Here is a 22,613-nt window from a genome sequence, read left to right on the forward strand (position 1 = left end):
GGAGCTGCAATGGAAATCCAACAGGGCCAGGAAATCGTTCTCGGAGATCTACCCAAGGGCATCACCCTCGCCAGCGAGGCCATGGGCAACAAGACCTGGAACGTACTGGGACACACTTATCTATCCAAGGTGGAAAGCTCTTCGTCCTTCGCCTGGCTGTCCCTTGACCCGGCCGGCACCGGCGTTCCCCCGCACGTGCACCCCACGCAGGACGAGCACATCTACATCATGGAGGGCGTGTACACGCTCTATCTCGACGGCGAGTGGACCACCGCGGGCCCGGGCGACACCGTGCGCATGCCCATGGGGCTGCCGCATGCCTATTACAACAAGCACGAAACCCCGGGCAAGTCCCTCTTCTGGGTCAGCCCGGCGGGCCAGCTCTCCACCCTCTTCGACGAGCTGCACAATCTCACCGATCCCGAGGAAGTCGTCCGTCTCTCGGCCCTGCGCGACGTCAATTTCCTGCCGCCGGGAGCCGTTCCGGGCGCCTAGGCGTCCGCTAGAGTCGAGGGCAGTGCGGAACCCGCACTGCCCTCCCATCGTTTGCGCCAAGGAGTACATGACATGACCAGCACGCCCCCGCTATCCGGGATCCTGTCCTACGGCCCCGACGAGGCCCAGCACCTCGTGCTTTCACGGCCCGAGCCTGGAACCCGGCCGCGCGGCATCGCGGTTCTCATCCACGGGGGTTATTGGCGTTCACACCTCTTCGCCTCTTTGATGGACCCACTGGCCGCATCGCTGCGGGCCGAAGGCTGGATCACGGCCAACGTGGAATACCGCCGCGGCGCCACCGGCCGGTGGCCGGCCCCGCTGGAGGACACCACGGAGGCGCTGGAACGCATCGCCGCGTTCCAGCAGGCCGAGGGCATCGGCGGGCCTTTGCTCACGGTCGGCCATTCGGTGGGCGGGCAGCTGGCGCTGCTCACGGCCCGACTCGCGGATGGAGTTGTGGCCCTGGCACCGGTCACCGATGCGGAGCGGACCTACTTGGAGAACCTGGGAGACAACGCGGCGGCCGAATACTTCGGGGCCACCCCGGACCAGGCCCCCGAAATCTACCGCTCCGCCTCGCCGGTGCACCAGCCGCTCGGCACCACGCCAACGGTGATCCTTCATGGGGCAAATGACGACCGCGTGCCGATCGTGCATTCGAACGCGTTCATGGCCGCCGCGGGGTCACAGGGTTCCCCGGTGGAGCTACGCGAATTCAGGACCCTGGGCCACCTCGAAGCCATTGACCCGCTGGCCGTTCACTGGGCCGGGGCACTGTCCTGGATGGCCGAGGCATCGGGCCCCACGCCCCGAGCGGCCAAGAGCGAGTAGGCGTAGGACTTCGCGATGGGGGCAAGCAGCGCATCGATGGCCCAGAATGTGTGTTTGGCAGCGGGGGCCTTCCAACCCTCGGGAAGGAATTCCAAGGGCAGGTTGGGGTCCCGGTAGGGGAAGCGCCGCCACAGCGTCAGCAAGGGCACGTAGAAGGCAAATGCCTCCCTGGCCAACTCGGCGGCGGGATCGCCGCCGCTGCCGGCTTCGAGCCGCGCAGACCATTCCTCCTTCGCCGCTCCGTAAAGCCCAAGGAAATCCCGGTACTGCTCGTCCAGCTCCTGCAGGTCCCACCACTGGGGCACCTTCGCCTTGATGTCCTGCTGGCTCAGGTAGTCTGCGCTGAAGTATTCGACGTATCGGTCAAGTCCCCGGTCCTTCAGCCGCCGCATTGCCTGCGGCAGGACGTTGCTTGGTGCGATGGCAACGCCCGCGCCCACCGCCCCGAAGCCTAGGCTGTTCAGTTCGGTCCGCAGCTCATAGCGGCGGTTGCGTTCTGCTTCCGGCACGGAAAAGATGACCAACGACCAGGGGTCGTTGGGGTGCGAGCGTTCCGGGGCGTAAATCCGCTGGTCGCCCTCGTCGAAGGCATCGAGAACGTCCGCTGAGAGGCGGTAGCTGGCCGTGTTGCCGTCCCGGTGGCTCACGAGCACGCCGTTGCGCTTGAGCCTGGATACCGTCGAGCGCACAGCGGGCGGCTCGATACCCAGCGCGCCGAGCATGTCGACCAACACGGCCACCGGGAAGACGCCCCCCGTCGATCGGCCATAGAGCCCATAGAGGGTGACGATCAGCTGCTGGTGCTGCAGCTTCGACTGCCGTGTTTCCATGCCGGTGCGGATCCGCTTCTCGTAAAGTACCTCGTTGCCATACCCATCCTAGACACACTGCGGGACAGCGCCCGGTCACGCGGGGACGGCCAAGGGATTTCACCGTCCCGACAGGCAGCTTTCGGGACGATCACCGGTTCCCTATCCACACGGGCAGGTATTTTAGGTAGCTTTGGGGAAGCGGGTATTCGCACGCGAAACCAGCCCAGCGCCGAATCGAGGAGGAGACCATGCAGGCACCACGCCCCACGCCTCCATCCGCGCGGTTCATTCCCGCGGTCCAGACGGTCACCGAGCGCTCAGGGGTCACCGTCGAGGTCCGGCACCACAACCAGATCCTTTTTTGGGCAGTGGTTCGAACCACCGCGTTCCAGGTTGTCGGGCAACGGTGCGGAGTCCTGTCCGTCCAAGAATCAGGGCAGCGGCTCGGCGTCCTGGTCACCCATCTCGACAAGGCCATTCGCGCGGTGCGCTGCAATGCGTCAGAACCCGTGTATTGCGACAACGCGTTGCTGAACGGACATATTCGACTCCCCGAGGCATTGGCACAGCTGGGGTTCATGGTTTCGGAGCAGTTCCGTCCACTGGCCGGCGCGAAGGCGGCCACGGCACTGCTCCAGGAACGCATCGAGGACTACTACTCGGAGCTGACGATCACCACCGACGCCTCGCGCAGTTGGCACAGCCCGTTGATGGGCCATGGCTGGATCCTGGATTACGGCCGCGGTACAGCACCCATGATCAATGCCTTCGCCGCCACCGGCAAGGACATCCTTCAGGGCGAACTCAATTCCATCTACTACGCCCTGCTGGATGCCAGCAGGTACCGTGACGACCTGTTCGCCGGATCGGTTCGCTTTCGCATCCGTTCGGATTCGCTCATGGCCATTGACCTGCTCCACAATCCCCAAAGCCACGCCCGCACGAAGTCCGCGGAGGCGAGGACGATCGTGCACAAAATCCATGAGCTGCTCACGCGTTCCAAGGTCAGCTATGACTGGGTCAAGGCGCATTCGGGCGATCCCATGAACGAACTTGCCGACAGATTGGCCCTGGTGGCCAGGCGATGTTCCGCGGCGAACATTTCCTCCGTTGAGCGGCAACGCCTGCTGTTGCAGATCGCCGACGAAGGGGTCGACATTGGCAAGGTGATGCCCTTGCGCACCGGGAGGTTCTTCCAGGTCCAATAGGCGGGCGTCGCCCGCTTGTTTAGCGCCAGCGCAGGCGGGTGTCGGAATCGCTGCTCTTGCAGGTGTAGCTCTTCCCGGTCTTCTTGCCAATGCCCTTGGTGTCTTTGTCGGCCTGCGCACAGTAGGCACCGGGTGATACGTGCTTGGGCTTGGGCGCCGTGGTCGAGGGCTTCTTCGCTGGTGCCGCGTTGGTCCCAGGCGCTACGGTTGGCACCTTGGCAAGCGGCTTGAGCGGGGTCACTGAGGCGGCCTTTTGCTTCGGGCACGTGGAGAGCACGCGCTCCATGGCGTTCTTTTCGGACGCGGTCACAGACAGCGTGTACTTCTTCTTGACGCTGATCTGCGTTGCCACGTACCGACAGCGGAAAGACTTGTTGGCCGGCAACCACTCGGCGGCATTGGCATCGCCCTTGGAACGATTGGCCGATGCTTGCGAGGCCATGAGGTTCAACGGATCGTTGGCGAGACCCTGGCGTTGGTCCTGGGACAGCTGCATACCGCCTGACACCCATGCGTTCTTCAACGCCACCACGTGGTCGATGTCAACGGACCCGCTGTTCACCTTCCACTTAATGGTGGTCCCGGTGTACACGTCAGCCAACGTGCCGGAGGCGAGTTGGCATTTCTTCGCGTCCTTGAACTTTACAGACGACAAGTCGCGCTTGAGCGTGTCCTGGCGCTCGTCGCATTTGTTCCCGTTGAAGTCCTTCCAGCCATTGCCGAACTTCTGGTTCCGGTCGTAGCCGGTTGCCGGCGCCTTGCCCTTGACCGGCAAGGTGTTCAGCACCGACACCGCGGGTAGGCCATCAAGTTTGGCACCGGGGGTGACTCCCGCTCCGGCCACGGACGACGAAGTGCTGCCGGTCCCCAGGGTGGTGACATCAGTGGCTTGATCATTGCCAACAAGGGTGCCGAAATTCGCCACCAAGGCACCGGTCAGGATCAGGATGGAGACGATAATGCTTATCAGGTGCTTCAAAACGCTCTTTCAGGATGAATCAACAACGCACAACGCCGAAGGTACATATAAACACGCGTGGCCCACAGTTTGCCTGCCGGCCACGCGTGTGGATCAACAACCGAAAATGGGCCTAGCGCTTCGAGGCGCGGTATCCGGCCTTGCGTGCGTCGGAAGTGGTCTTGAAGCATTGCTCGGGAACCGTGATGCGATAGAACTGGCCGCCGGGAACGTGGTACTTCCATTCCTTGTTGCTGCCGGTCTGGTTGCCCTTGACGGGGTAGCCTGCGGGGCAGTTCTTGCCCTTTGCCGCGGCCCAAGCCTTCTTCACCTTGGCCTTCTTGACGACCAGGGTTTGCGTCTTGGACGCCGAGAGCTTCTTTTTGCCGATCTTGTAGTTCACCTTGGTCGTGACCTTGTAGGTCCCGGCCTTCAGTGAAACCGACGTTTTGTTCTTGGCAACGGTCTTCTTGCCTTGCTTGACGGTCAACACCTTTGAGGTGACCTTGACGCCCCTGGCCGCCTTGACCGACGGTTTGATGGTGGCCTTGGCGGAACCCTTAACCGTTTTGTTGGCGATCTTGTTGATCGTGATCGCCGGAGCTTTTTTGGCGGCCACCACATTGATCGCTTGGGTCGGCGCTACGGGCGCGGCTGCTGCCACGGCCGCCCCGGAAAAAACGATCGAAACAGCGGCCGCCAAAGCGGTGAGTGTGCGAGTAAATGACTTCATGTCTCCCCCAATATCCGGATGGCACCCCTGGCCATCCACATTCAACTCCCTATCAAACCACAGACCAAGGCCCAAACCGCGGCGAAAGGTGGTTCCACCTCCGTGCTCTTTCCAGCTGAGCACCGGATCCACGGCGACCCCCTTGGAACCGCATGCGCCGGAGCACGGCCGCGGAGAGGCGGGGTCAACCATTTCCATCGCCGCCGGCAACTCGCGTGTTTCGCCAGGTCGTGCGCAATCGTGCAGAGCAAAAGCGCGCATCATTTCACTATCTTGCCGCACGTCGAGGAACTGATACACTTCCTTCCATGGCCTGCCCACACGCACAGACGCCCGAGGGTGCACGCGAAATAGAAGACACCGTCCGTACCGACTTCAGCAACACCATGTCGTACGGAAGCTATTTGGACCTGGGGCGGCTGCTTTCGGCACAGCACCCCGTCAGTGTCCCTGAGCACCACGATGAGATGCTGTTCATCATCCAGCACCAGACCAGCGAGCTGTGGCTCAAGCTAATGCTGCACGAGCTGGTTGAGTCACGTCGCCTGATGGACAGCGACGAAATAGGCAAGTCGCTGAAATGCCTCGCCCGCGTCAAGCACATCCAGAAGACACTGACCGAACAATGGGCAGTTCTGGCCACACTCACCCCGCGTGAGTACGCCCAATTCCGCGGCTCGCTCGGCTCATCCTCCGGTTTCCAGTCGTACCAATACCGTGCCGTCGAGTTCATCCTGGGCAATAAGCACGAAGGCATGCTCAAGGTCTTTGAATCCGATCCCGATGCCCACCAGTTGCTATCCAAGCTCCTGCACGAACCAACCGTCTATGATTCCTTCCTCCGCGCCCTGGCCCGTTCGGGCTATGCCGTCCCCGAGGCGATCCTGGAACGCGATGTCTCCCAGCCGTGGGTCTTCCAAGAGGCACTGGTTCCCATCTACAAGGACATCTACGAATCCGACGACACCACCTGGAGCCTCTACCAGGCCTGCGAGGACCTCGTTGACCTGGAGGACAATTTCCAGGCCTGGCGCTTCCGCCACATGCGCGTCGTTCAACGCACCATCGGCTTCAAGAAGGGCACCGGTGGGTCCTCCGGCGTGGATTTCCTCAAGCGTGCACTGGACCTGACATTCTTCCCGGAGCTGTTTGCCGTCCGCACCGAGATCGGCAAATAGCGCCCGACCATGCTGACCGAGCTCGACGACCTGGATGCCCGCACGGGCAGCACCACCTCCCTGGTCCGCACCATCGTGGGCCTGTACCTGCGCGAGCTGGGCGGTTGGATTTCCTCGGCGCACATGATTGCACTGATGGACGCGCTGGGCACCACGCCCCAGGTGACGCGGACGGCCATCTCCCGCCTGAAGAAGAAGGGGATCCTCGACCAGCAGGCGCGCGGCGGCATCTCCGGACTCGAGCTCACCCCCACCGGTGAACGCATCCTCGCCCGGGGAGACAGGCGCATCTTCGAACCGCGCGCCATGGGTCCGGCGGATCCCTGGTGCCTGCTCTCGTACTCCATCCCGGAGGCCGAACGCGAGCGCCGCTACCAACTGCGCAAGTACCTGCAGGGCATCGGCGGCGGCCTGATGGCGCCGGGACTGTGGATCTTCCCGGACTACCTGCGCGCCGAGGTCTGGGAGATCCTGCGCGTCCTGGGCCTGGAGGACCACGCGACGGTCATCGTCTCCCATCTCCTGGAGTTCACCGGGACCGCCCAGGCGTCGGCTGTTGCATGGTGGGACCTGGATGCGCTTTCGGCGCTGCACCACGGCTTTCTTGACCAGAACAAGGCCGTGGCCGGCGCTGGACAGGCAAGCGCCGCCGAGAGCTTCGCCCTCTACGTGCGGGCCATTGATTCATGGCGGACCATTCCGTATTTGGATCCCGGGCTGCCGGAAAACTACCTCCCCGGGGACTGGCCAGGCCGCCAAAGCGCTGAAGTCTTCCTGTGCATCCAGGCCAGCCACTCCTCCGCGGCACGCTCCCACGTCGACGCGCTGACCGCCCTCGCGTAGGGGCGGGGGCACGGAGACGGAACGGCGGCATCCGGCCGACCAAAAAATTCCAAGGTCAGCACACCCACCTCTTGACTATCGGAAAACACCGGAGCATCGTTGTAATCAACCGAAAGGTTGATCAAGAAAAGAGTTGAATACGTGTCCTTCGACGAGCAAGATCTCAACAGGGCATTCCTGGCCCTTGCGGACCCGACGCGCCGGCAAATCATCGCCAGGCTGTCCACCGGTCCCGCCACCGTCAACGAACTCGCCGAACCGTTCAAGATGTCCATCCAAGGCATCTCGAAGCACATTCAAGTCCTCGAGCAGGCGCATCTGGTGACTCGCACGCGCGAGGCGCAACGGCGTCCGGTCCACTTGAATCCTGCACTGCTCACGGAGCTGACCGGCTGGATCGACAAATACCGGCTACTTGCCGACCAGAAATACAACCGCTTGGACGCCGTGCTCAAAGGCCAATCCGCACGCCACGGATAAATACACGAAAGTCCCATCATGACCAACCCACTGAACCTCAGCATCCCGGAAGGCACGCCCTTCATTGATTTCACCCGGGAATTTGACTTTCCCGTCGCGGCGGTCTTCGAGGCGCACCGCGACCCCGCCCTCATTGCCCAATGGCTCGGACCCTACGGGCTGAAAATGGAAATCGAGACCTACGACTTCCGCACCGGGGGATCCTACAAGTACACCCACTCCAACGAATCCGGGACCTACGGATTCACCGGGGTGTTCCACACCGTCCGCGAAAACGAGTTCGCCATCCAGACCTTCGAATACGACGGCCAACCCGACGTAGTCGCCATGGACTACATGCGTTTCGAAGCATTGGAGGGCGACCGCTGCCGACTTGTCGGACACTCCGTCTATCCCACCGTTGAGGCTCGCGACGGCATGGCCGCCTCAGGCATGGAAGGCGGCATCACGGAGGGGTACGAGCGACTGGACACCCTGCTGTCCACCAAGTAATGACGGGGCTCCGCGGCTTGGGGCGATTCCGTCCAATCCCCAAGCCGCGCAGCCGTCAATCGCAACCTTGTCCAGCCACTCCTTCGGGCACCGATCCGCGAGTGACGCACCGCGTGCGTGGCAACCAAGATGCCCACCGAGCAGAAGATACTGCATCGCGCCATGCAAAAACTAACTCCAATCATCCACCCTCACCCATGGTCAGTAAGCGAAACCACGCCATATTATTTCGGTTTTTTGATTTAAAACATAACCCTTACGAGCGGAATTCCATCGAACCCAAGGAACGCGATCGCTTCGGCTTGCAACCAACAAAATTGGATATCCGCATTGGACAATAATTCTTATACTTAAGAATTATTTTCAATACGAAACAACTTTTGCGCGTCTTCAAATAGAACACACGATTTGACTATTTAGCCGAGGCCTGTTGTCATGGATGTAGAGCCAGTCAACCCACATCGGGCCGAGCGCTGGTTCGTTCGGAACCGCAACGGCCATTATCAGTCGGTCTTTTTCTGTTATTGCGGTGCCTCTCCCCCGAGCGGGATCGAGGCCCCCGGGAGCTATTTGCCATGTGGCGCGTCAGGCGCCTGACCTCATATCCAGGGGAGAGTTCATACTTTCCCCGAGGATCGCATTTCCCGCTGTCGCCCTTCACCGGGACAGTACCGAATTACCGCGATTCGCGGGTATTGAATCGGTCCGATAAATGAGGAGAAAAGCATGAGTTTGCGAGTCGGAATCATTGGAGCAGGACCCAGCGGAATGGCACAGCTGCGGGCATTCGAAGCCGCGCGCGCAAAGGGTGCGGAAATGCCCGAAATCGTTTGCTTTGAAAAGCAGTCGGACTGGGGCGGCCAGTGGAACTACAGCTGGCACACAGGGATTGACGGATCCGGCGAAACGGCCCACTCCTCCATGTACCGCCACCTCTGGTCCAACGGCCCCAAGGAATGCCTGGAGTTCTCCGACTACACCTTTGATGAGCACTTTGGCCGACCGATTTCCTCCTTCCCTCCGCGGGCGGTCCTCTTTGACTACATTTCCGGCCGCGTCGAGAAATCCGACGTGCGCAAGTACATCCGGTTCAACACTGCCGTCCGCTGGGTGAACTATGACGAGGCCAGCAAGGAGTTCACGCTCTTCAGCCAAGACGTCAAGACCGGGGAATCGGAGACCTACATCTTCGACAAGCTGGTCGTCTCCACCGGCCACTTCTCCACCCCGAACATCCCGGACTTCGAAGGGATCAACACCTTCCCCGGCGAGGTCCTGCATGCCCACGATTTCCGCGGCGCCGAGCGATTTGGCGGCAAACGCCTGCTGTTGATCGGTTCCTCGTACTCCGCGGAAGACATCGGCATGCAGGCACACAAAATGGGCGCCGCCAGCGTCACCTTGAGTTACCGCAGCGGACCCATGGGGTTCGACTGGCCGTCAACCACCGTAGAGCGTCCACTGGTTACCCGCTTCGACGGGTCCACCGCCCATTTCGCCGATGGCACCACCGGCGAGTTCGATGCGGTGGTCATGTGCACCGGCTACCTGCACAAGTACCCGTTCCTGCCTTCGGACTTGGCAGTTGATTCGCCGAACGTCCTCTATCCGGGCAACCTCTATAAGGGCGTCGTATGGCAGCAGAACGTCAATCTGTTCTATCTGGGTGCCCAGGACCAGTACTACACCTTCAACATGTTCGACGCGCAGGCATGGTTTGCCCGCGATGTCATGACCGGCAAGATCGCACTGCCCTCCGCCGTGGACCGCGCCGCAGACATCAGCAACTGGCTCGAGGCGCAGGCGGCCCTGGCCGACCACGACGCCGAAGCCGATTTCCAGACCGAGTATGTCCGCGAACTGATCAAGGCGACCGATTACCCGGAATTCGACTTGGACGCGGTAAGCACCCTCTTCAAGGACTGGATGCGCCACAAGTCCGAAGACATTCTGGGCTACCGGGACAAGGCCCACCGCTCGGTGATCACCGGAACCATGGCCGAGGTCCACCACACCCGCTGGATCAACGCGATGGACGACTCGCTTGAGCGGTATCTCACTGGGCCGTCCCAGGACCTGGACACCAATGCCATGGAAGCGATTCAGGCAATGGACGTGCTCACCGAGCAGAAATAGGCTGCTCGCCCGGCACCGAGGCCCATGCCCCGTTTTCCCATCCCCTGATGGGCCGGCGGGGCATACCTCGTTAAGCGGCAATGGCCGGCAATCGCAATCGTTTTACGCTTCAACTTGCCTTCACGAGACGCCGGATGTCTAATACATAGTAGATCTATGTAAGGAGGCATCGTGCGCATCGATAAGGACCTGGTCGCCGCATCGGCGACCCCGCTCGTGCTGGGGATCCTGGAGGGGGACGAAATGCACGGCTACGCCATCATCAAGCGCGTGAGCGAGCTTTCCGGCGGGGACATGCAGTGGACTGACGGAATGCTCTATCCGCTGCTGCACCGTTTGGAGCGGCTCGGCTACCTGCGTTCGTCCTGGGGCGTTTCGGAGGCAGGGCGGCGACGCAAGCACTACGCCATCACCGAGACTGGTCGTGCCGCCCTGGCCGAACGCCAAGGGCAATGGACCGTCGTCGCCGAGGCGCTGCGACAAGTGTGGCATTCGGCGCAGCGCCCGCCGGCCGCGGAAACCGGATGGGCGTAATGGAGCAGCACGCAGGGCTTGAAGCCCAGATTCAGGTGTGGCGCGGCTACGTAGCCCGCCGCCGGGCCATCTCCCCCGCCGACCTCGATGAGCTCGAGGACCACCTGCGCGAGCAGATCGGCGACAGGCGTGCGGGAGGGCTCGACGACGACGAGGCCTTCCTGGTGGCGATCAAGCGCATGGGAAACCTCGATGCGGTCTCTCGAGAATTCGCGAGCGAACATTCGGAGCGGTTGTGGAAACAGCTCGTCCTTCTTCCGGAGGGACCCGCAGTCGCCGGTGCCCCGCCCCGGCGTGAGCTGGCCGTTGTCCTGTCCCTCGCGGTCGGGGCCGGCCTGGCGCTGAAGGCGGGACTCACCTGGCTGGGCGAAGACGCCGCCCTGCTGCGTAACCTCGGGCTGCTGGTCATCCCGTTCGTGGTCGCATACTTTGCGTGGAAGCGGCGGATTTCGGTGCCCACGGCGCTCGCGCTGGCCATCCCCTTCGCCATACTGGTGCTCGCGCTCAACATGTACCCGTTCGATTTTGACGGCTCCACGTGGCTGCTCGCGGGGCTGCATGCCCCGGTGGTCCTGTGGCTGCTCGCGGGGGTCGCCTACGTCGGCGGGCGGTGGCGGTCCGATGGCAGGCGCATGGACTTCGTGAGGTTCACCGGCGAACTTGCCATCTACTTCATCCTGTTGGCGCTCGGCGGCGGCGTGCTCATTGGGCTTACCTTCGCCGTGCTCCAGCTGGTGGGCCTTGACCTGGAACCGGTACTGGAAGGCTGGATCCTGCCGTTCGCCGTTCCGGGGGCCTTGGTGGTAGCCGCCTGGCTGGTTGAGGCCAAGCAGGACGTCATCGAGAACATCGCACCTGTCCTGACGCGCGTATTCACGCCCCTGACGATTGCGATGCTGCTGGCCATGCTCATCGTGCTCACGACCGCCGGCGGACTGGTCGACGTCGACCGCGGCCTGCTTATCCTCATGGACGCGATCCTGGTGCTGGTGCTGTGCCTCTTGCTCTACGCGCTGTCCGCCCGCGACCCGCTGGCCCCGCCGGGGTTCTTCGATGCGCTGCAGCTGGTCCTCGTCGCGGCGGCCCTGGCCGTGGATGCAGTGATGCTGGCTGCGATGCTGGCCAGGATCGCGGAGTTCGGCTTCAGCCCGAACAAGGTCGCCGCTCTCGGCCTGAACCTGCTTCTGTTGGTGCACCTGGTGCGGGCCGCTTGGCTGTCCGCCGGATTCCTGCGCGGCAGGCGTCCGTTCACGACGCTCGAGCGCTGGCAGACGCGCTATCTGCCGGTTTACGGTGCGTGGGCCGCTGTGGTGGTACTGGTATTTCCGCCGGTGTTCGCCTTCGCCTGAGTCCGCCCGCCGGAACCTAGGAATTTCAGGCGGATACGCAAAAGAACTGCTCCGCAGCCACTTGGGGGTTGACTACGGAACAGCTCTCCTGGCCGTTCGTCCGCTCTCGCGAGGGACCGGTTTACTTGGTTGGCAAGTCCAGCGACTGTCCAACAAAAATGAGGTCGGCGCTGGGCGCGACGTCCTGGTTCAGGGCGTGCAGGTCCTGCCAGCTGCTCAGGCCCTGGGACTGGGCGATCTTGAACATGGTGTCCCCGGCCTTGACGGTGTAGTTCTTGCCCGAGTCCTTGACGTTGACGCTGATTGCCGGTGCCTTGGCCACCGGGGCAGCTGCGCGCTTGCCGCTGGAGGCGTAGCTCTTGGCGGGAACCGACTTGGTCTTGTAGGACTTGGTGGAAGAGGTCTTGTCGCTCGACTCGCTCGACTTCTTCACGGTTTCCTTCTTCGGAGCAGACTCGTAGGTCTTGGCTACCGAGCCCTTGCCGCCGGAAAGTCCAAGCTTGGCCGAGCAAGCGGGCCATGCGCCCCAACCCTGGCTGGCCTTGACGCGTTCGGCAACGCGGATCTGCTCGGACTTCGAAGCGTTGTTCGCGCTTCCGCTGCCGCCAAAGGCGCTCCAGGTCGAGCTGGAGAACTGCAGCCCGCCCTTGTAGCCATTGCCGGTGTTGATGGACCAGTCTCCGCCGGACTCGCACTGTGCCAGTGCGTCCCAGGTGCTGGTGCTGGCTGCCGAGGCAGGTGCCACCGACATTGCCATGGCTCCCCCGGCCAAGGCCAGTGCGGCAACAGAAGCTGCGCCGCGGCGAATGTTTTTGCTCTTGGAATTCTGCTGGATCATGTTTCTCCAGTGCCATCCTCCGCATAGGTCGTCCAGGACCATCATGGCGGCGTTGTCCGGCGTCGCAATCGACGATTCGAGTGGCTACCGCCGCAATGGACAACGCACAGATATCCGGCGGTAGTTGAGACGTGTTCCGTAACCTGATGTTATAGAAACGTTACTCAACGACGGTACGACACCACCCCGGGGCCGCGTCAAGCCGAGAGTCCTCCAGGGATCCATTCAACCTAGTCAGAGTGCTAAAAAAAGTTAATCACACGCGACAAAACGCCCCGGAGACCACAATCGACCCCGGGGCGCTGTTACCAAAACGATATTATTTGGGGCTGACTAGTGAAGACTCGAGAACGCCGGGAAGGTCCTTGACACCGTCCAACACCCAGCTGTGCGGGTGCTGCTCGAGATCCTCGCGGCCCAGTGCCCCGGTGAGGACGCCCAGCCCGTGCACCCCGGCGTTGCATGCCGCCAAGAGGTCGACCACCGTGTCACCGCCGGCCACGACGCGGCGCACATCGTGCACGCCGGTGTCTTCCATGACCCGGTGGATCATGTACGGCGCAGGCCTGCCTGCGGCGACTTCGTCGCTGGTGACCACGGCATCGAGCAGCTGGCCTTCACCAATCCCCCAGCCCAGGGTTTCGAGGATCGGGCCCGCAACATCCCGCGAGAACCCAGTGGTCAGTCCGACCTTGATCCCCCGGCCCTTGAGCTCGCGCAGGGCGTTCTCCACGCCCGGAAGGGCGACCGGCGGGTTGGCCGCGTAGCGCTCCGCCAAAAGGGCGCGGAAGTGGTCGAACTGCCGGGCAACCCGCCCGGAGTCCGCCGTGATGCCCCCTAGTTCCATCAATGCGGCAATGGCCTCGGTCTTGTCGGCACCCATCCAGGTTTGCAGGTCGGCGGCATCGACGCTGGCTCCGGTGTCCGTGACCGAATCCTCGAGGGCGCGGTAGACGATCCCATGCTCATCGACGGTGGTTCCGGCCATGTCCAAGACGACAAGTTCAATCATTGTTTCCATCCTTTGGTTGGTTTATCAGATATCAGGCGACCAGCGGGACGCGCACCAAAGCCGCCCTGGACGCCCTGGTGTTTTCGATGACGAAGTTCGCAAGATGCGGAAGGTACCGGTCATCCGAGCATTCAAGGATGCGTCCGTCCGCGGCGTAGGTCAGCCGATGCTCGCGCAACAGCGGCGATCCGGCGGCCACGCCCAGCAGGGAGGCATCCGTCTCATCGGCACCGACGGCATCAATGACATGCCGGCCCCGGCTCAGGTCCACGCCTCGGGATGTCAGGTAGCCGAAGATCGAGCCGCTGTCGGTGTCGAAGTCGAAGAGTGCGTTGCCGACGTCGGCGACGAAATTGCTGCGTTCCACCATGGTCGGATTCCCGTCAAGCGAGCGCAGGCGCAACACCTGGATGACGGGATCTCCCGGTTGAAGGAGCATTTTTCCCGCCAGGTCTTCTCCCGCCGGGCGCCGTGCGATCTCCAGCGTCCGCTGTCCCGGTTCCCGGCCCAGCGAATGGGCCCACTCGGTAAAGGACATGAAGGTGGCAAACGATTGGGAGGGCACCGGGTGGGCGACCACCGGGGGCTTTCCGCGACCCCCGGTGATCAGGCCCTCGCTACGCAGGCTCGCCAGCGCCTGACGGACGGTTCCACGGGAAACACCGTTCTGCGCACAGAGCTCCGCCTCGCTGGGCAGTGGCCTGCCCTCTTTCCAGTCGCCGGAGGAGATCCGTTCACGGAACAAATCGCTGAGACGCTGGTGGATGGGTTCTTCGGAAGTTGACAGCACGTACTTGATCATACAAGTGGAATCGGCGGCATCCCGGGGACTTTGGTGAACCGCGAATGAACAGCTCATGAAGGGACCGGTGGCCAAATGAACCGTTGGTGAACTTGTCTGGACAAGTGCTGTTCTGGCTTGAAAACAGGTCTTGGGACCGGCAAATATCAATGCCGTGAACATCTTCGAAATGAAATCCGGGGCCACCGTAGAACCGGTGGCTAGCACCGACGTCGTGGTGGTCGGCGCAGGCATCATCGGCCTGGCCCATGCCGCGCTTGCGCAACAAGCCGGCCTGAGCGTCACCGTCATCGAACGCGACCACCGTGCGGTGGGCGCATCGGTGCGAAACTTCGGCCATGCCTGCATCACCGCCCAACACGGCGACCTCTACGACCTTGCCCAGGCCGGCCGAAGGCACTGGCTCGATTTCTCCGCCAAGGCCGGGTTCTGGGCCATCGAAGCCGGGGCCTTGGTGGTTGCCGCCACCGAGACCGAGCTCCAGCTGCTGCGCGAATTCTCCGATTCCCGCCCCGAGGGCCAGGTGAGCGTGCTGGGTGCCGAGGAAGTCCGGGCCAAGCTCGGCCGCGAGAACACCGACGGCATCCGCGGCGGCGCCTTCCTCGCCGATGACCTGAGGGTTGACCCGCGCAGCACGGTGGGCACGCTGGCGGGCTGGCTCCACGAACAAGAAGGGGCAGCGGTCCACTTCAACACCGCTGCCTTGGGGTTCGGGCAGGGTTCCGAACGCCGGGCCCGCGTCAACACCAGCCGCGGCGACTTCGAGGCCGACCAGGTGTACATCTGTGTCGGCCACGACGTGGACTACCTGTTCCCGCAGATCGCGGCCGAGCACCGCATCGAACGGTGCGCGCTGCAGATGACGGCCGCCGGAGCCCCGGAAAGCACCACCATCGTCCCTGCCGTGCTCACCGCGACCTCCATGCTGCGCTACGACGCGTTCACGCACATGCCCTCGGCGAGCGCACTGCGCGCCGAGGTCGCCGCGACGCACCCCGACCTGCTGGGGATCGGCGCCAACGTGATGTTCACCCAGCGTCCGGACGGAACCTTGCTGCTCGGGGACTCGCACTCCTATGACCTGACCCAGGACCCGTTCCTCGATGAATCCACGTCCGGGATCCTGCTCCGGGCCGCGGCGAAGGTGCTGGATGTGGAGTCGTTCGCCACCACCGAACGCTGGCAGGGCATCTACGCCTCCTCCGACGTTTCCCCCGTTCTGGTCCGCGACATCGGCGAGGCCATCACCCTGGTTTCCGTGACCAGCGGCATCGGCATGACCATCTCCTTCGGCCTGGCCGAGGCAAACCTCACCGCACGTCCCCTCCCCCGGCCCACCGCCACCGTCACTCGCTAAGGACCCGCCGCACCATGAAAATCCCACGCACCCTCGCCATGTCCCTTGCCGCCGTCGCCGCCCTCGCCCTGGCCGGCTGTTCCTCCACCGAGGCCCCGGCCGCGGCCGACGCCGGGTCGTTCTGCCCCTCCGGCGAACTGAAATTCGGCATCGAACCCTTCGAGGACCCGACCAAGCTCGAACCCGCCTACAAGGTCCTCGCCTCCGCCCTGGGCAAGGAACTGAACTGCAAGGTCGAGGTCCAGGTGGTCGAGGACTACGCGGCCGAGGTGCTCTCGATGCGCAACGGCAAACTCGACATCGGACAGTTCGGGCCCATGGGCTTCGTCTTCGCCTCCACCAAGGCCAACGCCGAGCCGCTGGTCTCCTTCGGCACCGCGGACGGCAAGCTCTCCTCCTACACCGCCGGCATCTGGGTTCCCAAGGATTCCGCCATCAAGGCCATCGATGACTTGCGCGGCAAGGACCTCGCCCTGGGCTCGGTCGGCTCCACCAGCGGGGACGTGCTGCCCCGCTTTGGCCTGAAGAAGGCGGGCATCGCCGAGGACGAGCTGAACATGAACTATGCCGGCGGGCACCCCGAGGCATTGTTGGCCCTGACCAAGGGCACCGTCGACGCGGCCCAGATCAACTCGCAGACCCTGGCCAGCGCCATAGATTCAGGCAACTTCGATCCGACCGGCTTCCGCCAGGTCTGGAAGAGCGAGGCCATCCCGAACGACCCCATCACGGTCTCCGCCGACGCCGACCCGGCCTTCAAGGCGGCGGTCAAGGACGCCCTGCTGAACCTGGCGCCCGCGGACATCGAGGCCGTCGGCAAGTTCCTTGACGTCACCCCGGCCGGACCCCTGATAGAGGTCACCAAGGAAACCTACAACCCGCTCTTCGACCTGGCCGAGACCATGGGCCTGACCGAGAAGGACATCTAATGACCAAGCTACGGCTGCCGCATCGCGCATTGCACCCGGCCGCTCCGGCCGGCGAGGAGATCATGCAGGTCAGGAACCTGACCAAGTCGTTTGGCGGGCGCATCGTCCTTGACGGGGTCGATTTCACCCTCGCCCGCGGCTCCATGCTGGCGTTCCTGGGCGCCAACGGCTCGGGCAAATCCACCACGCTCAAGTGCATCATGGGCCTGGAAACCCCCGAGGCCGGATCCATCACGCTGGACGGCACCGAGCTGTCCACGCTGCGCGGCACCGAACTGGCCAGGGCACGGTCTTCGGTGGCCATGGTCTTCCAGAAGATCCACCTGGTCCCGCGGCGCACGGCGTTGGAGAACGTGTGCGCCGGTGCCCTGGGCCGGCTGCGCGGCCCCGCCTCCGTCAGCCCGATGTTCTTCCCCCGCGAGCTGAAGGAAGAGGCCATGGCGGCCTTGGCCCGCGTCGGCATGGCCGACCGCGCCCACGAGAAGGCCGGCCGGCTCTCCGGCGGCCAGGCCCAGCGCGTGGCTGTGGCCCGCGCCCTGTGCCAGCGCGCCTCGGTGCTGCTGGCCGACGAGCCGGTCTCCGCACTCGACCCGCGCGCCGCCGAGGAAGTCATGGCCTTGCTGGCCGAACTTGCCCATGCGGAGAACCTAGCGGTCGCGGCGGTCCTGCACCAGCCGGAGTTGGCCCTGCGCCACGCGGACAACGTCATTGGTCTGGTGGATGGCCGCATCGAATACTCCGGGGACATCTCCGGACTCGACGCCTCCATGCAGTCCCGCCTCTACACCCCGAATCGAGCAGCGGCATGAGCACGCAGGTTCCCGCCCTTTCAGTCCCCAAGGTCCCCAACGCCGGGTGGCGGATCACCTCGATCCTCACAGCCATCGCGGCGTTCATCGTCCTGCACGTCTTCGCGCTGCGCGGCACCGACTTCGAGGTGTCGGCACTGGTCACGGGCGCCGAGGGCATGGCCGCGTTCCTGGGCGACGCCTTCCCGCCGGACCTTGACTGGGAATCGGTCCTCGCCCCGGCGCTGAAGGCGACCACCGTGACCCTGTGGATCGGGTTGCTGGGCACCACCCTTTCCATCCCGACGGCATTGTTGCTGGCGGTGTTCGCCTCGCGCACCACCACGCCGCACCGGATCGTCTACCAGCTCTCCCGCGCGGTCCTCTCCTTCTTCCGGGCGGTGCCGGACATCGTCTTCGCGCTGATCTTCGTCACCGCGGTGGGACTTGGCCCGTTTGCCGGCGTGCTCGCGTTGATCTGCCACAACACCGGCGTCATGGGAAAACTGTGGGCGGAGTCGATGGAGGAAACCGATTCCGGCCCCCAGCAGGCGTTGGCCACGGCCGGGGCCTCGCGGTTCCAGCAGGTCACCCATGCCGCGCTGCCCATGGCACTGGGCCAGTTCGTGGGATTGCTGCTGTACCGCTTCGACGTGAACGTCCGCTCCTCGCTGGTCCTGGGGCTGGTCGGGGCCGGCGGCATCGGGTTGCTGATCAACCAGTCCATCAAGTCGTTCCGCTTCGATGCGATGGCCACCCAGATCGTGGTGGTCCTGGTCCTGATCATCCTCGTCGACCAGCTCTCCTCGGTTATCAGGCGAAAGCTGGAAGTCTAGTTGGGCCAAGCCCGGAACGTTGCTCCCCTAGACTGAAACACCAAGTCGAATACGAATTACGGAGCGTCATCGATGAACCGCGGCGTTCTTGCGTCCCTGTTGGCTTCAGCATTGTTCGCCACCGTCTTCCTGATTTCCGGTTCCCTAAAGGACATCGGCCACACGGAAGTCTACGGTTGGCGGATTGTCTTGACCCTTCTGATCGTTGCCCCGGTCTATGCGCTGGTTCCGGCCCGCCGCTCCCAGATGATTGCCTTGCTTGGACGCATCAGGGCCAGGCCCGGCTTGCTGTTTTACGGGGCCATCGCCAGTTCCCTGGTCGGGGTGCAGCTCTGGCTGTTCATGTACGCGCCCATGAACGACTTCGCGCTGGCGACCTCTCTCGGCTATTTCCTGCTTCCCCTGGTCATGGTGGTCGTGGGGCGTGCAGCCTTCTCCGAGCGGCTGTCCCGGGGACAGAAAGTCGCGGTGGCATTGGCGGTGGTGGGTGTCGGCCACCAGTTGCTCTTCGCCGGCGGCCTGGCCTGGCCCACCTTGCTCATTTGCCTCGGGTATCCCATTTACTTTGCAGCCAGGCGCGCCGCACGCTTTGAGTCCAATGCCGCGTTCACGCTGGAGATCCTGTTCCTCACGCCGCTGGCCGTCTATTTCATCCTCACCGGAGTCCGCGGGCCGGAGGCGGCCATCGTTCCGGTGCTGTCCATCGGGGTGTTCGGTGCCTTGGCAATGTTCTTCTACCTGGGTGCCGCCTCCATGCTTTCCCTCTCGCTTTTCGGGTTGCTCAGCTACGTCGAACCGGTGTTGCTCCTGGTCGCCGCCGTTGCCATGGGCGAGCAGCTCTTCGTCCGTGACGCATTCACCTACGCACCCATAGTCCTGGCCCTGGTCATCTTGGCCGCCGACGGATTTCGGTCCGCACGTTCCTTGCGCAGGGGAACCTAGGAAGTAAGGTGGGAAAAGACCATGCCAGCCTCGCCGGAAGCAGGTGGATTGCCCAGTGGACCAGACACAAAGCAGTGAACTCGAACTACGCAGGGATTCCTGGCTCTATGCCATAAAGCGAACGGCACGGGAGTTTTCCCGGGACGGGGCCACCGACCTTGCGGCCGCGCTGACCTATTATTCGGTGCTTTCAATGGTTCCGGGGATACTGGCACTGCTCTCGATGCTCTCAATGATCAGCAGCGGACCCGAGACCAGGGATTTCATGGTCCAGACCATCAGCCAGATCAGCACCGCCGAGATGGGCGCCAACGCCGAAACCCTGTTGACACAGCTCGGCCAACAGACCGGGGCCGGGTGGACGTTGATTGCCGGTTTGCTGGTGGCCCTGTGGTCGGCCTCGGCCTACGTGGGCGCCTTCGGCCGGGCTTTGAACCGCACCTATTCCACCGCCGAAGGCCGTCCCCTGTGGAAGCTGCGGCCCCAGATGTACCTGTTGACGCTGGTGATCCTGTGCCTGGCGGTGTTGGCCATTGCCCTCCTGGTCCTTTCGGGACCCGTCGCCGAGGGAATCGGCTCCGTGCTGGGCCTGGGCGAGGCGACGCTCTTGGCGTGGAACATTGCCAAGTGGCCGGTGCTCGTGCTGATTGCGGTGCTCATGGTCGCACTGCTCTACCATTTCACCCCGAACGTCAGGCAGCCCAAGTTTCGCTGGATCAGCGTCGGGTCCCTGGGCGCCTTGGTGATCTTGGCTATCAGTACCACGGGATTCTTCTTCTACGTCGTGAACTTCAGCAAGTACCAAAGCGCATACGGCGCCCTGGGAGGCGTGATCATCCTGCTGTTGTGGATCTGGCTGGCAAATATCTCGCTGCTGCTGGGTTCCGAGCTAGATGCCGAAGTCGAACGAGTCCGGGAATTGCGCGCAGGTCTGGCTGTGGAGGATGAACTGGCGTTACCAACCCGCGACGACACGGGAATCGCCAAGGCGCAATTGGCCCTGCTTGATGACCATGAAGCGGCGCGTGCCCTGCGGGTTCGCGCGGGCGGGGACGCGCACCCCGACGCGGAGTTGCCAGGTCCGAGAGTGCCCTGGGGACTGCTGTCGGCGGCCGCCGGCACCATCGGGGCATATCTGGTGGGCAGACGCCACGGTGCCGACCGCTAGGGGCGCACTGCTAGAAATGCCCCAGCACGTGACGCAAAGCCGATTCCAGATCCGGATGCCTGAACAGGTAGCCGCTGTCCTCGATCTTGCGGCCGGAGACGAGCTGGTCCGCGAACGCCAGTTCCTCGGCACCCTGCTTGCCCAGCAGTAGCCTGGGCCCGAACGCGGGGATCGGGATGCGGGCGGGCCGGCGCAAAACCTTGCCGAGGACCTGCGCATAATCCTTGGCCTGCACCGGGTGCGGAGCGACCGCGTTGACGGGTCCGGCCAGCGAATCGGTCAACAGCGCATGGGCATAGATGCCCACCACGTCATCGATGCTGATCCAGGACTGCCAGGCCTCCGAGCCCAGGGGCCCTCCCAGCCCCAGGGCGTAGAGCGGCAGCATCCGTTGCAGGACACCGGTGGCCGGCGACTGCACCAGGCCGGTACGCACATTGACGACGCGCACCCCAGCCTCGCGAGCGGGCGAACATGCGTCTTCCCAGGCCGCGCAGACCTCCGCGAGGAAATCCTTTCCGGGTTCCGCGTCCTCCCCCAGCGGAACAGCCCGCCCTGCGACGTGAGGATTCGCCCCATAAATGCCAATGCCCGAGGCCACGATGAGGCTGCGTTGTTTCCCGTCGTTGGCGAGGGATGCCAGCGCGCGGGCGAGCAGACCGGTTCCCAGCACGCGCGAGGAGCGTATTTCCTCCTTGGCACTTGCAGTGAACCTTCCGCCAATGGTGTGTCCTGCCAGGTTCACCACGGCATCGACATCGCGCAGTTCCTCGGCGTCGAGCACCGCGTGATCCGGCGCCCAGAAGATCGTGTCCTCGCCGGTGGCCGCGTGCCGGTCGCGCACCAGTCGCTTGACGCGGTGCCCGCCACCGCCCAGCAGGGCGCAGAGCTGGGTGCCGATCAGGCCGGAGGCACCGGCCACGGCAATCGTCAGTGGCTTGGCGTCATGACTTGCGTGGAAGGCCAGGTCCGCCCTGAGCATCCGTTCCCGGTACCGGAAGACCTGGGTGAGTTCGTGCTTGAAGGCCCGCTCGGCGATTTTGTGTGCGCGGTCCAGCGGCAGCCTGCCCATGAGCGGGAGCTCGTACTCCACGACATCACGCATCACGGTGCCGCGGTTCTGCCCGTCGCCGGCGTCGGTGAATAGGTGCTGGTGTTCCCAGCGGGCCAGCGGCCCTGACTCCATGATGTCGGTGAAGTCGTGCCCGGGGTTGAGGGAAATGTGCTTGGCATGCCACGGGATTTCGGCGCGCACCCGGCCGGGAAGTCCCAGCGCCTGTGCCCCCGCGGCGACGGCGGCGGCCAAGCCGGTGCCCAGTGTCCCCGGTGCCGCCACATCCATGACGGCCCGCGATCCCACGGCAATCCCCTTGTCCGGTTCCTGCCTGATTGAACCGCTAAACGGAGCGCAAAGCCGAGGCAAGGCGCCGGGTCGCTCAAACCAGCGGAAAACCGTTTCCCGCGGGTAGGGCAGGTGGGTCGTGTATTCAAAGATTGCCATGGCTGTGTGCATCCTTTATCTCGCGGCGGTTCCCCCTTCCACCCACACTAGGCGAAAGATATGCCCCGCAGCAGATCCCTTGAGTGCGTCGCGGCCTTTCGTCACCGGCCAAAGTGTCTGTGCCGTGCTGTTGAATGTACTTATCGACCCAGTCTGAAGGGAGCGGTGACCATGCGTATTGGCATGCCCGCCTATCCAACCCTCATGGAGCTGCGCACCGCCGGGTGGACGCTGGAACAAATATCCAGGGCCTATGAGGTGGACGAACCTGATATCCAGAGGGCACTTGCGTTGCATTTCATCCAAAGACAGCCTGCTGGCCGGCGGCCTGTCCTGGGCGCAACATCCAAACCGCGGCCTGCGTAATCGACATTGCCGTACGGGGTGG

General features: G+C 63.6%; 23 protein-coding genes. 16 read left to right on the plus strand and 7 right to left on the minus strand.

Translation table 11 applies throughout. The features are described 5' to 3' along the window. The first annotated feature begins 9 nt into the window (after positions 1–9). A complete protein-coding gene (locus ACIPUB_RS04535; protein WP_264268376.1) occupies positions 10–495 on the plus strand; it encodes a cupin domain-containing protein in 486 nt (161 codons plus the stop codon). A 72-nt stretch (positions 496–567) separates the two neighbouring features. Then, positions 568–1,329, plus strand: a complete 762-nt coding sequence (locus ACIPUB_RS04540) for an alpha/beta hydrolase (protein WP_407606283.1) — start codon at positions 568–570, stop codon at positions 1,327–1,329. Here the strand turns inward: ACIPUB_RS04540 and ACIPUB_RS04545 are convergent. Then, positions 1,257–2,159, minus strand: coding sequence for a PaaX family transcriptional regulator C-terminal domain-containing protein (locus ACIPUB_RS04545; protein ID WP_407606284.1), 903 nt, complete (start codon positions 2,157–2,159; stop codon positions 1,257–1,259). The genes ACIPUB_RS04540 and ACIPUB_RS04545 overlap by 73 nt on opposite strands. Before the next feature lie 230 nt (positions 2,160–2,389). Here ACIPUB_RS04545 and ACIPUB_RS04550 point away from each other — a divergent pair, with 230 nt between their 5' ends. Further along, positions 2,390–3,349, plus strand: coding sequence for a ribonuclease HI (locus ACIPUB_RS04550; protein ID WP_407606285.1), 960 nt, complete (start codon positions 2,390–2,392; stop codon positions 3,347–3,349). A gap of 19 nt (positions 3,350–3,368) precedes the next feature. Here the strand turns inward: ACIPUB_RS04550 and ACIPUB_RS04555 are convergent, their stop codons facing one another. Then, positions 3,369–4,328 carry an HNH endonuclease family protein gene (locus ACIPUB_RS04555; RefSeq protein ID WP_407606286.1) on the minus strand — a complete coding sequence of 320 codons (960 nt, stop codon included), beginning with the start codon at positions 4,326–4,328 and terminating at the stop codon, positions 3,369–3,371. 112 nt (positions 4,329–4,440) lie between these two features. Then, positions 4,441–5,340 carry a hypothetical protein gene (locus tag ACIPUB_RS04560; RefSeq protein ID WP_407606287.1) on the minus strand — a complete coding sequence of 300 codons (900 nt, stop codon included), beginning with the start codon at positions 5,338–5,340 and terminating at the stop codon, positions 4,441–4,443. Positions 5,341–5,348: 8 nt separating this feature from the next. Between ACIPUB_RS04560 and kynA the strand changes: the two genes are divergently transcribed. The 7 genes from kynA (at position 5,349) to ACIPUB_RS04595 (ending at position 12,052) form a co-directional block, all read left to right on the plus strand. Beyond that, positions 5,349–6,218 carry a tryptophan 2,3-dioxygenase gene (gene kynA, locus ACIPUB_RS04565; protein ID WP_264268383.1) on the plus strand — a complete coding sequence of 290 codons (870 nt, stop codon included), beginning with the start codon at positions 5,349–5,351 and terminating at the stop codon, positions 6,216–6,218. A gap of 9 nt (positions 6,219–6,227) precedes the next feature. Next, positions 6,228–7,061, plus strand: coding sequence for a PaaX family transcriptional regulator C-terminal domain-containing protein (locus ACIPUB_RS04570; protein WP_407606288.1), 834 nt, complete (start codon positions 6,228–6,230; stop codon positions 7,059–7,061). Positions 7,062–7,202: 141 nt separating this feature from the next. After that, positions 7,203–7,541 carry a helix-turn-helix transcriptional regulator gene (locus ACIPUB_RS04575; protein ID WP_264268385.1) on the plus strand — a complete coding sequence of 113 codons (339 nt, stop codon included), beginning with the start codon at positions 7,203–7,205 and terminating at the stop codon, positions 7,539–7,541. Positions 7,542–7,559: 18 nt separating this feature from the next. After that, entirely contained in the window at positions 7,560–8,033 is a 474-nt protein-coding gene (locus ACIPUB_RS04580) for an SRPBCC family protein (RefSeq protein WP_407606289.1), read from the plus strand. A gap of 726 nt (positions 8,034–8,759) precedes the next feature. Next, positions 8,760–10,169, plus strand: coding sequence for an FAD-dependent oxidoreductase (locus ACIPUB_RS04585; RefSeq protein WP_407606290.1), 1,410 nt, complete (start codon positions 8,760–8,762; stop codon positions 10,167–10,169). A 171-nt stretch (positions 10,170–10,340) separates the two neighbouring features. Next, positions 10,341–10,703, plus strand: a complete 363-nt coding sequence (locus ACIPUB_RS04590; protein WP_264268387.1) for a PadR family transcriptional regulator — start codon at positions 10,341–10,343, stop codon at positions 10,701–10,703. Next, entirely contained in the window at positions 10,703–12,052 is a 1,350-nt protein-coding gene (locus ACIPUB_RS04595) for a permease prefix domain 1-containing protein (RefSeq protein WP_407606291.1), read from the plus strand. Before ACIPUB_RS04590 ends, ACIPUB_RS04595 begins: the two co-directional genes overlap by 1 nt. Positions 12,053–12,173: 121 nt before the next feature. Here the strand turns inward: ACIPUB_RS04595 and ACIPUB_RS04600 are convergent, their stop codons facing one another. The 3 genes from ACIPUB_RS04600 to ACIPUB_RS04610 all read right to left on the minus strand — a co-directional run bounded on the left by ACIPUB_RS04600 (position 12,174) and on the right by ACIPUB_RS04610 (position 14,692). Further along, the gene (locus ACIPUB_RS04600; protein ID WP_407606292.1) at positions 12,174–12,890 is read right to left on the minus strand and encodes a transglycosylase family protein; all 717 of its coding nucleotides are present in this window, start codon (positions 12,888–12,890) and stop codon (positions 12,174–12,176) included. Positions 12,891–13,209: 319 nt separating this feature from the next. After that, positions 13,210–13,902: a phosphonatase-like hydrolase gene (locus tag ACIPUB_RS04605; protein ID WP_407606293.1), complete on the minus strand. Its 693-nt coding sequence runs from the start codon at positions 13,900–13,902 to the stop codon at positions 13,210–13,212. Positions 13,903–13,933: 31 nt separating this feature from the next. Then, positions 13,934–14,692 (minus strand): GntR family transcriptional regulator, encoded by a 759-nt coding sequence (locus tag ACIPUB_RS04610; RefSeq protein ID WP_407606294.1) that lies wholly within the window; start codon positions 14,690–14,692, stop codon positions 13,934–13,936. Between the two features lie 166 nt (positions 14,693–14,858). Between ACIPUB_RS04610 and ACIPUB_RS04615 the strand changes: the two genes are divergently transcribed. From ACIPUB_RS04615 to ACIPUB_RS04640, 6 genes are all read left to right on the plus strand, one after another. Next, positions 14,859–16,061, plus strand: coding sequence for a TIGR03364 family FAD-dependent oxidoreductase (locus ACIPUB_RS04615; RefSeq protein ID WP_407606295.1), 1,203 nt, complete (start codon positions 14,859–14,861; stop codon positions 16,059–16,061). 14 nt (positions 16,062–16,075) lie between these two features. After that, on the plus strand, positions 16,076–16,990 hold the full coding sequence (locus ACIPUB_RS04620) for a phosphate/phosphite/phosphonate ABC transporter substrate-binding protein (RefSeq protein ID WP_407606296.1): 915 nt from the start codon (positions 16,076–16,078) through the stop codon (positions 16,988–16,990). Next, entirely contained in the window at positions 16,990–17,799 is an 810-nt protein-coding gene (locus tag ACIPUB_RS04625; protein WP_407606297.1) for a phosphonate ABC transporter ATP-binding protein, read from the plus strand. Before ACIPUB_RS04620 ends, ACIPUB_RS04625 begins: the two co-directional genes overlap by 1 nt. Further along, the gene (phnE, locus tag ACIPUB_RS04630; RefSeq protein ID WP_407606298.1) at positions 17,796–18,614 is read left to right on the plus strand and encodes a phosphonate ABC transporter, permease protein PhnE; all 819 of its coding nucleotides are present in this window, start codon (positions 17,796–17,798) and stop codon (positions 18,612–18,614) included. Before ACIPUB_RS04625 ends, phnE begins: the two co-directional genes overlap by 4 nt. Before the next feature lie 72 nt (positions 18,615–18,686). Continuing rightward, positions 18,687–19,556 (plus strand): EamA family transporter RarD, encoded by an 870-nt coding sequence (rarD, locus tag ACIPUB_RS04635; RefSeq protein ID WP_407606299.1) that lies wholly within the window; start codon positions 18,687–18,689, stop codon positions 19,554–19,556. 55 nt (positions 19,557–19,611) lie between these two features. After that, positions 19,612–20,724 carry a YihY/virulence factor BrkB family protein gene (locus ACIPUB_RS04640; RefSeq protein ID WP_407606300.1) on the plus strand — a complete coding sequence of 371 codons (1,113 nt, stop codon included), beginning with the start codon at positions 19,612–19,614 and terminating at the stop codon, positions 20,722–20,724. A gap of 10 nt (positions 20,725–20,734) precedes the next feature. On the opposite strand, the gene ACIPUB_RS04645 is transcribed toward ACIPUB_RS04640, so the two are convergent. Beyond that, the gene (locus ACIPUB_RS04645; RefSeq protein WP_407606301.1) at positions 20,735–22,225 is read right to left on the minus strand and encodes a TIGR01777 family oxidoreductase; all 1,491 of its coding nucleotides are present in this window, start codon (positions 22,223–22,225) and stop codon (positions 20,735–20,737) included. Positions 22,226–22,613 lie beyond the last annotated feature (388 nt).

Origin of the sequence: Paeniglutamicibacter sp. ORCA_105 (genome assembly GCF_045798545.1) — a bacterium.
In the GTDB taxonomy this organism is placed as follows: domain Bacteria; phylum Actinomycetota; class Actinomycetes; order Actinomycetales; family Micrococcaceae; genus Paeniglutamicibacter; species Paeniglutamicibacter sulfureus.

Excerpts from the sequence above, each read along its gene's own strand:
- ACIPUB_RS04535 (WP_264268376.1), top strand. The coding sequence starts at position 10 with ATGGAAATCCAACAGGGCCAGGAAATCGTTCTCGGAGATCTACCCAAG.
- ACIPUB_RS04540 (WP_407606283.1), top strand. The coding sequence starts at position 568 with ATGACCAGCACGCCCCCGCTATCCGGGATCCTGTCCTACGGCCCCGAC.
- ACIPUB_RS04545 (WP_407606284.1), bottom strand. The coding sequence starts at position 2,159 with ATGGAAACACGGCAGTCGAAGCTGCAGCACCAGCAGCTGATCGTCACC.
- ACIPUB_RS04550 (WP_407606285.1), top strand. The coding sequence starts at position 2,390 with ATGCAGGCACCACGCCCCACGCCTCCATCCGCGCGGTTCATTCCCGCG.
- kynA (WP_264268383.1), top strand. The coding sequence starts at position 5,349 with ATGGCCTGCCCACACGCACAGACGCCCGAGGGTGCACGCGAAATAGAA.
- ACIPUB_RS04570 (WP_407606288.1), top strand. The coding sequence starts at position 6,228 with ATGCTGACCGAGCTCGACGACCTGGATGCCCGCACGGGCAGCACCACC.
- ACIPUB_RS04580 (WP_407606289.1), top strand. The coding sequence starts at position 7,560 with ATGACCAACCCACTGAACCTCAGCATCCCGGAAGGCACGCCCTTCATT.
- ACIPUB_RS04585 (WP_407606290.1), top strand. The coding sequence starts at position 8,760 with ATGAGTTTGCGAGTCGGAATCATTGGAGCAGGACCCAGCGGAATGGCA.
- ACIPUB_RS04595 (WP_407606291.1), top strand. The coding sequence starts at position 10,703 with ATGGAGCAGCACGCAGGGCTTGAAGCCCAGATTCAGGTGTGGCGCGGC.
- ACIPUB_RS04600 (WP_407606292.1), bottom strand. The coding sequence starts at position 12,890 with ATGATCCAGCAGAATTCCAAGAGCAAAAACATTCGCCGCGGCGCAGCT.
- ACIPUB_RS04605 (WP_407606293.1), bottom strand. The coding sequence starts at position 13,902 with ATGATTGAACTTGTCGTCTTGGACATGGCCGGAACCACCGTCGATGAG.
- ACIPUB_RS04620 (WP_407606296.1), top strand. The coding sequence starts at position 16,076 with ATGAAAATCCCACGCACCCTCGCCATGTCCCTTGCCGCCGTCGCCGCC.
- ACIPUB_RS04625 (WP_407606297.1), top strand. The coding sequence starts at position 16,990 with ATGACCAAGCTACGGCTGCCGCATCGCGCATTGCACCCGGCCGCTCCG.
- phnE (WP_407606298.1), top strand. The coding sequence starts at position 17,796 with ATGAGCACGCAGGTTCCCGCCCTTTCAGTCCCCAAGGTCCCCAACGCC.
- rarD (WP_407606299.1), top strand. The coding sequence starts at position 18,687 with ATGAACCGCGGCGTTCTTGCGTCCCTGTTGGCTTCAGCATTGTTCGCC.
- ACIPUB_RS04645 (WP_407606301.1), bottom strand. The coding sequence starts at position 22,225 with ATGGCAATCTTTGAATACACGACCCACCTGCCCTACCCGCGGGAAACG.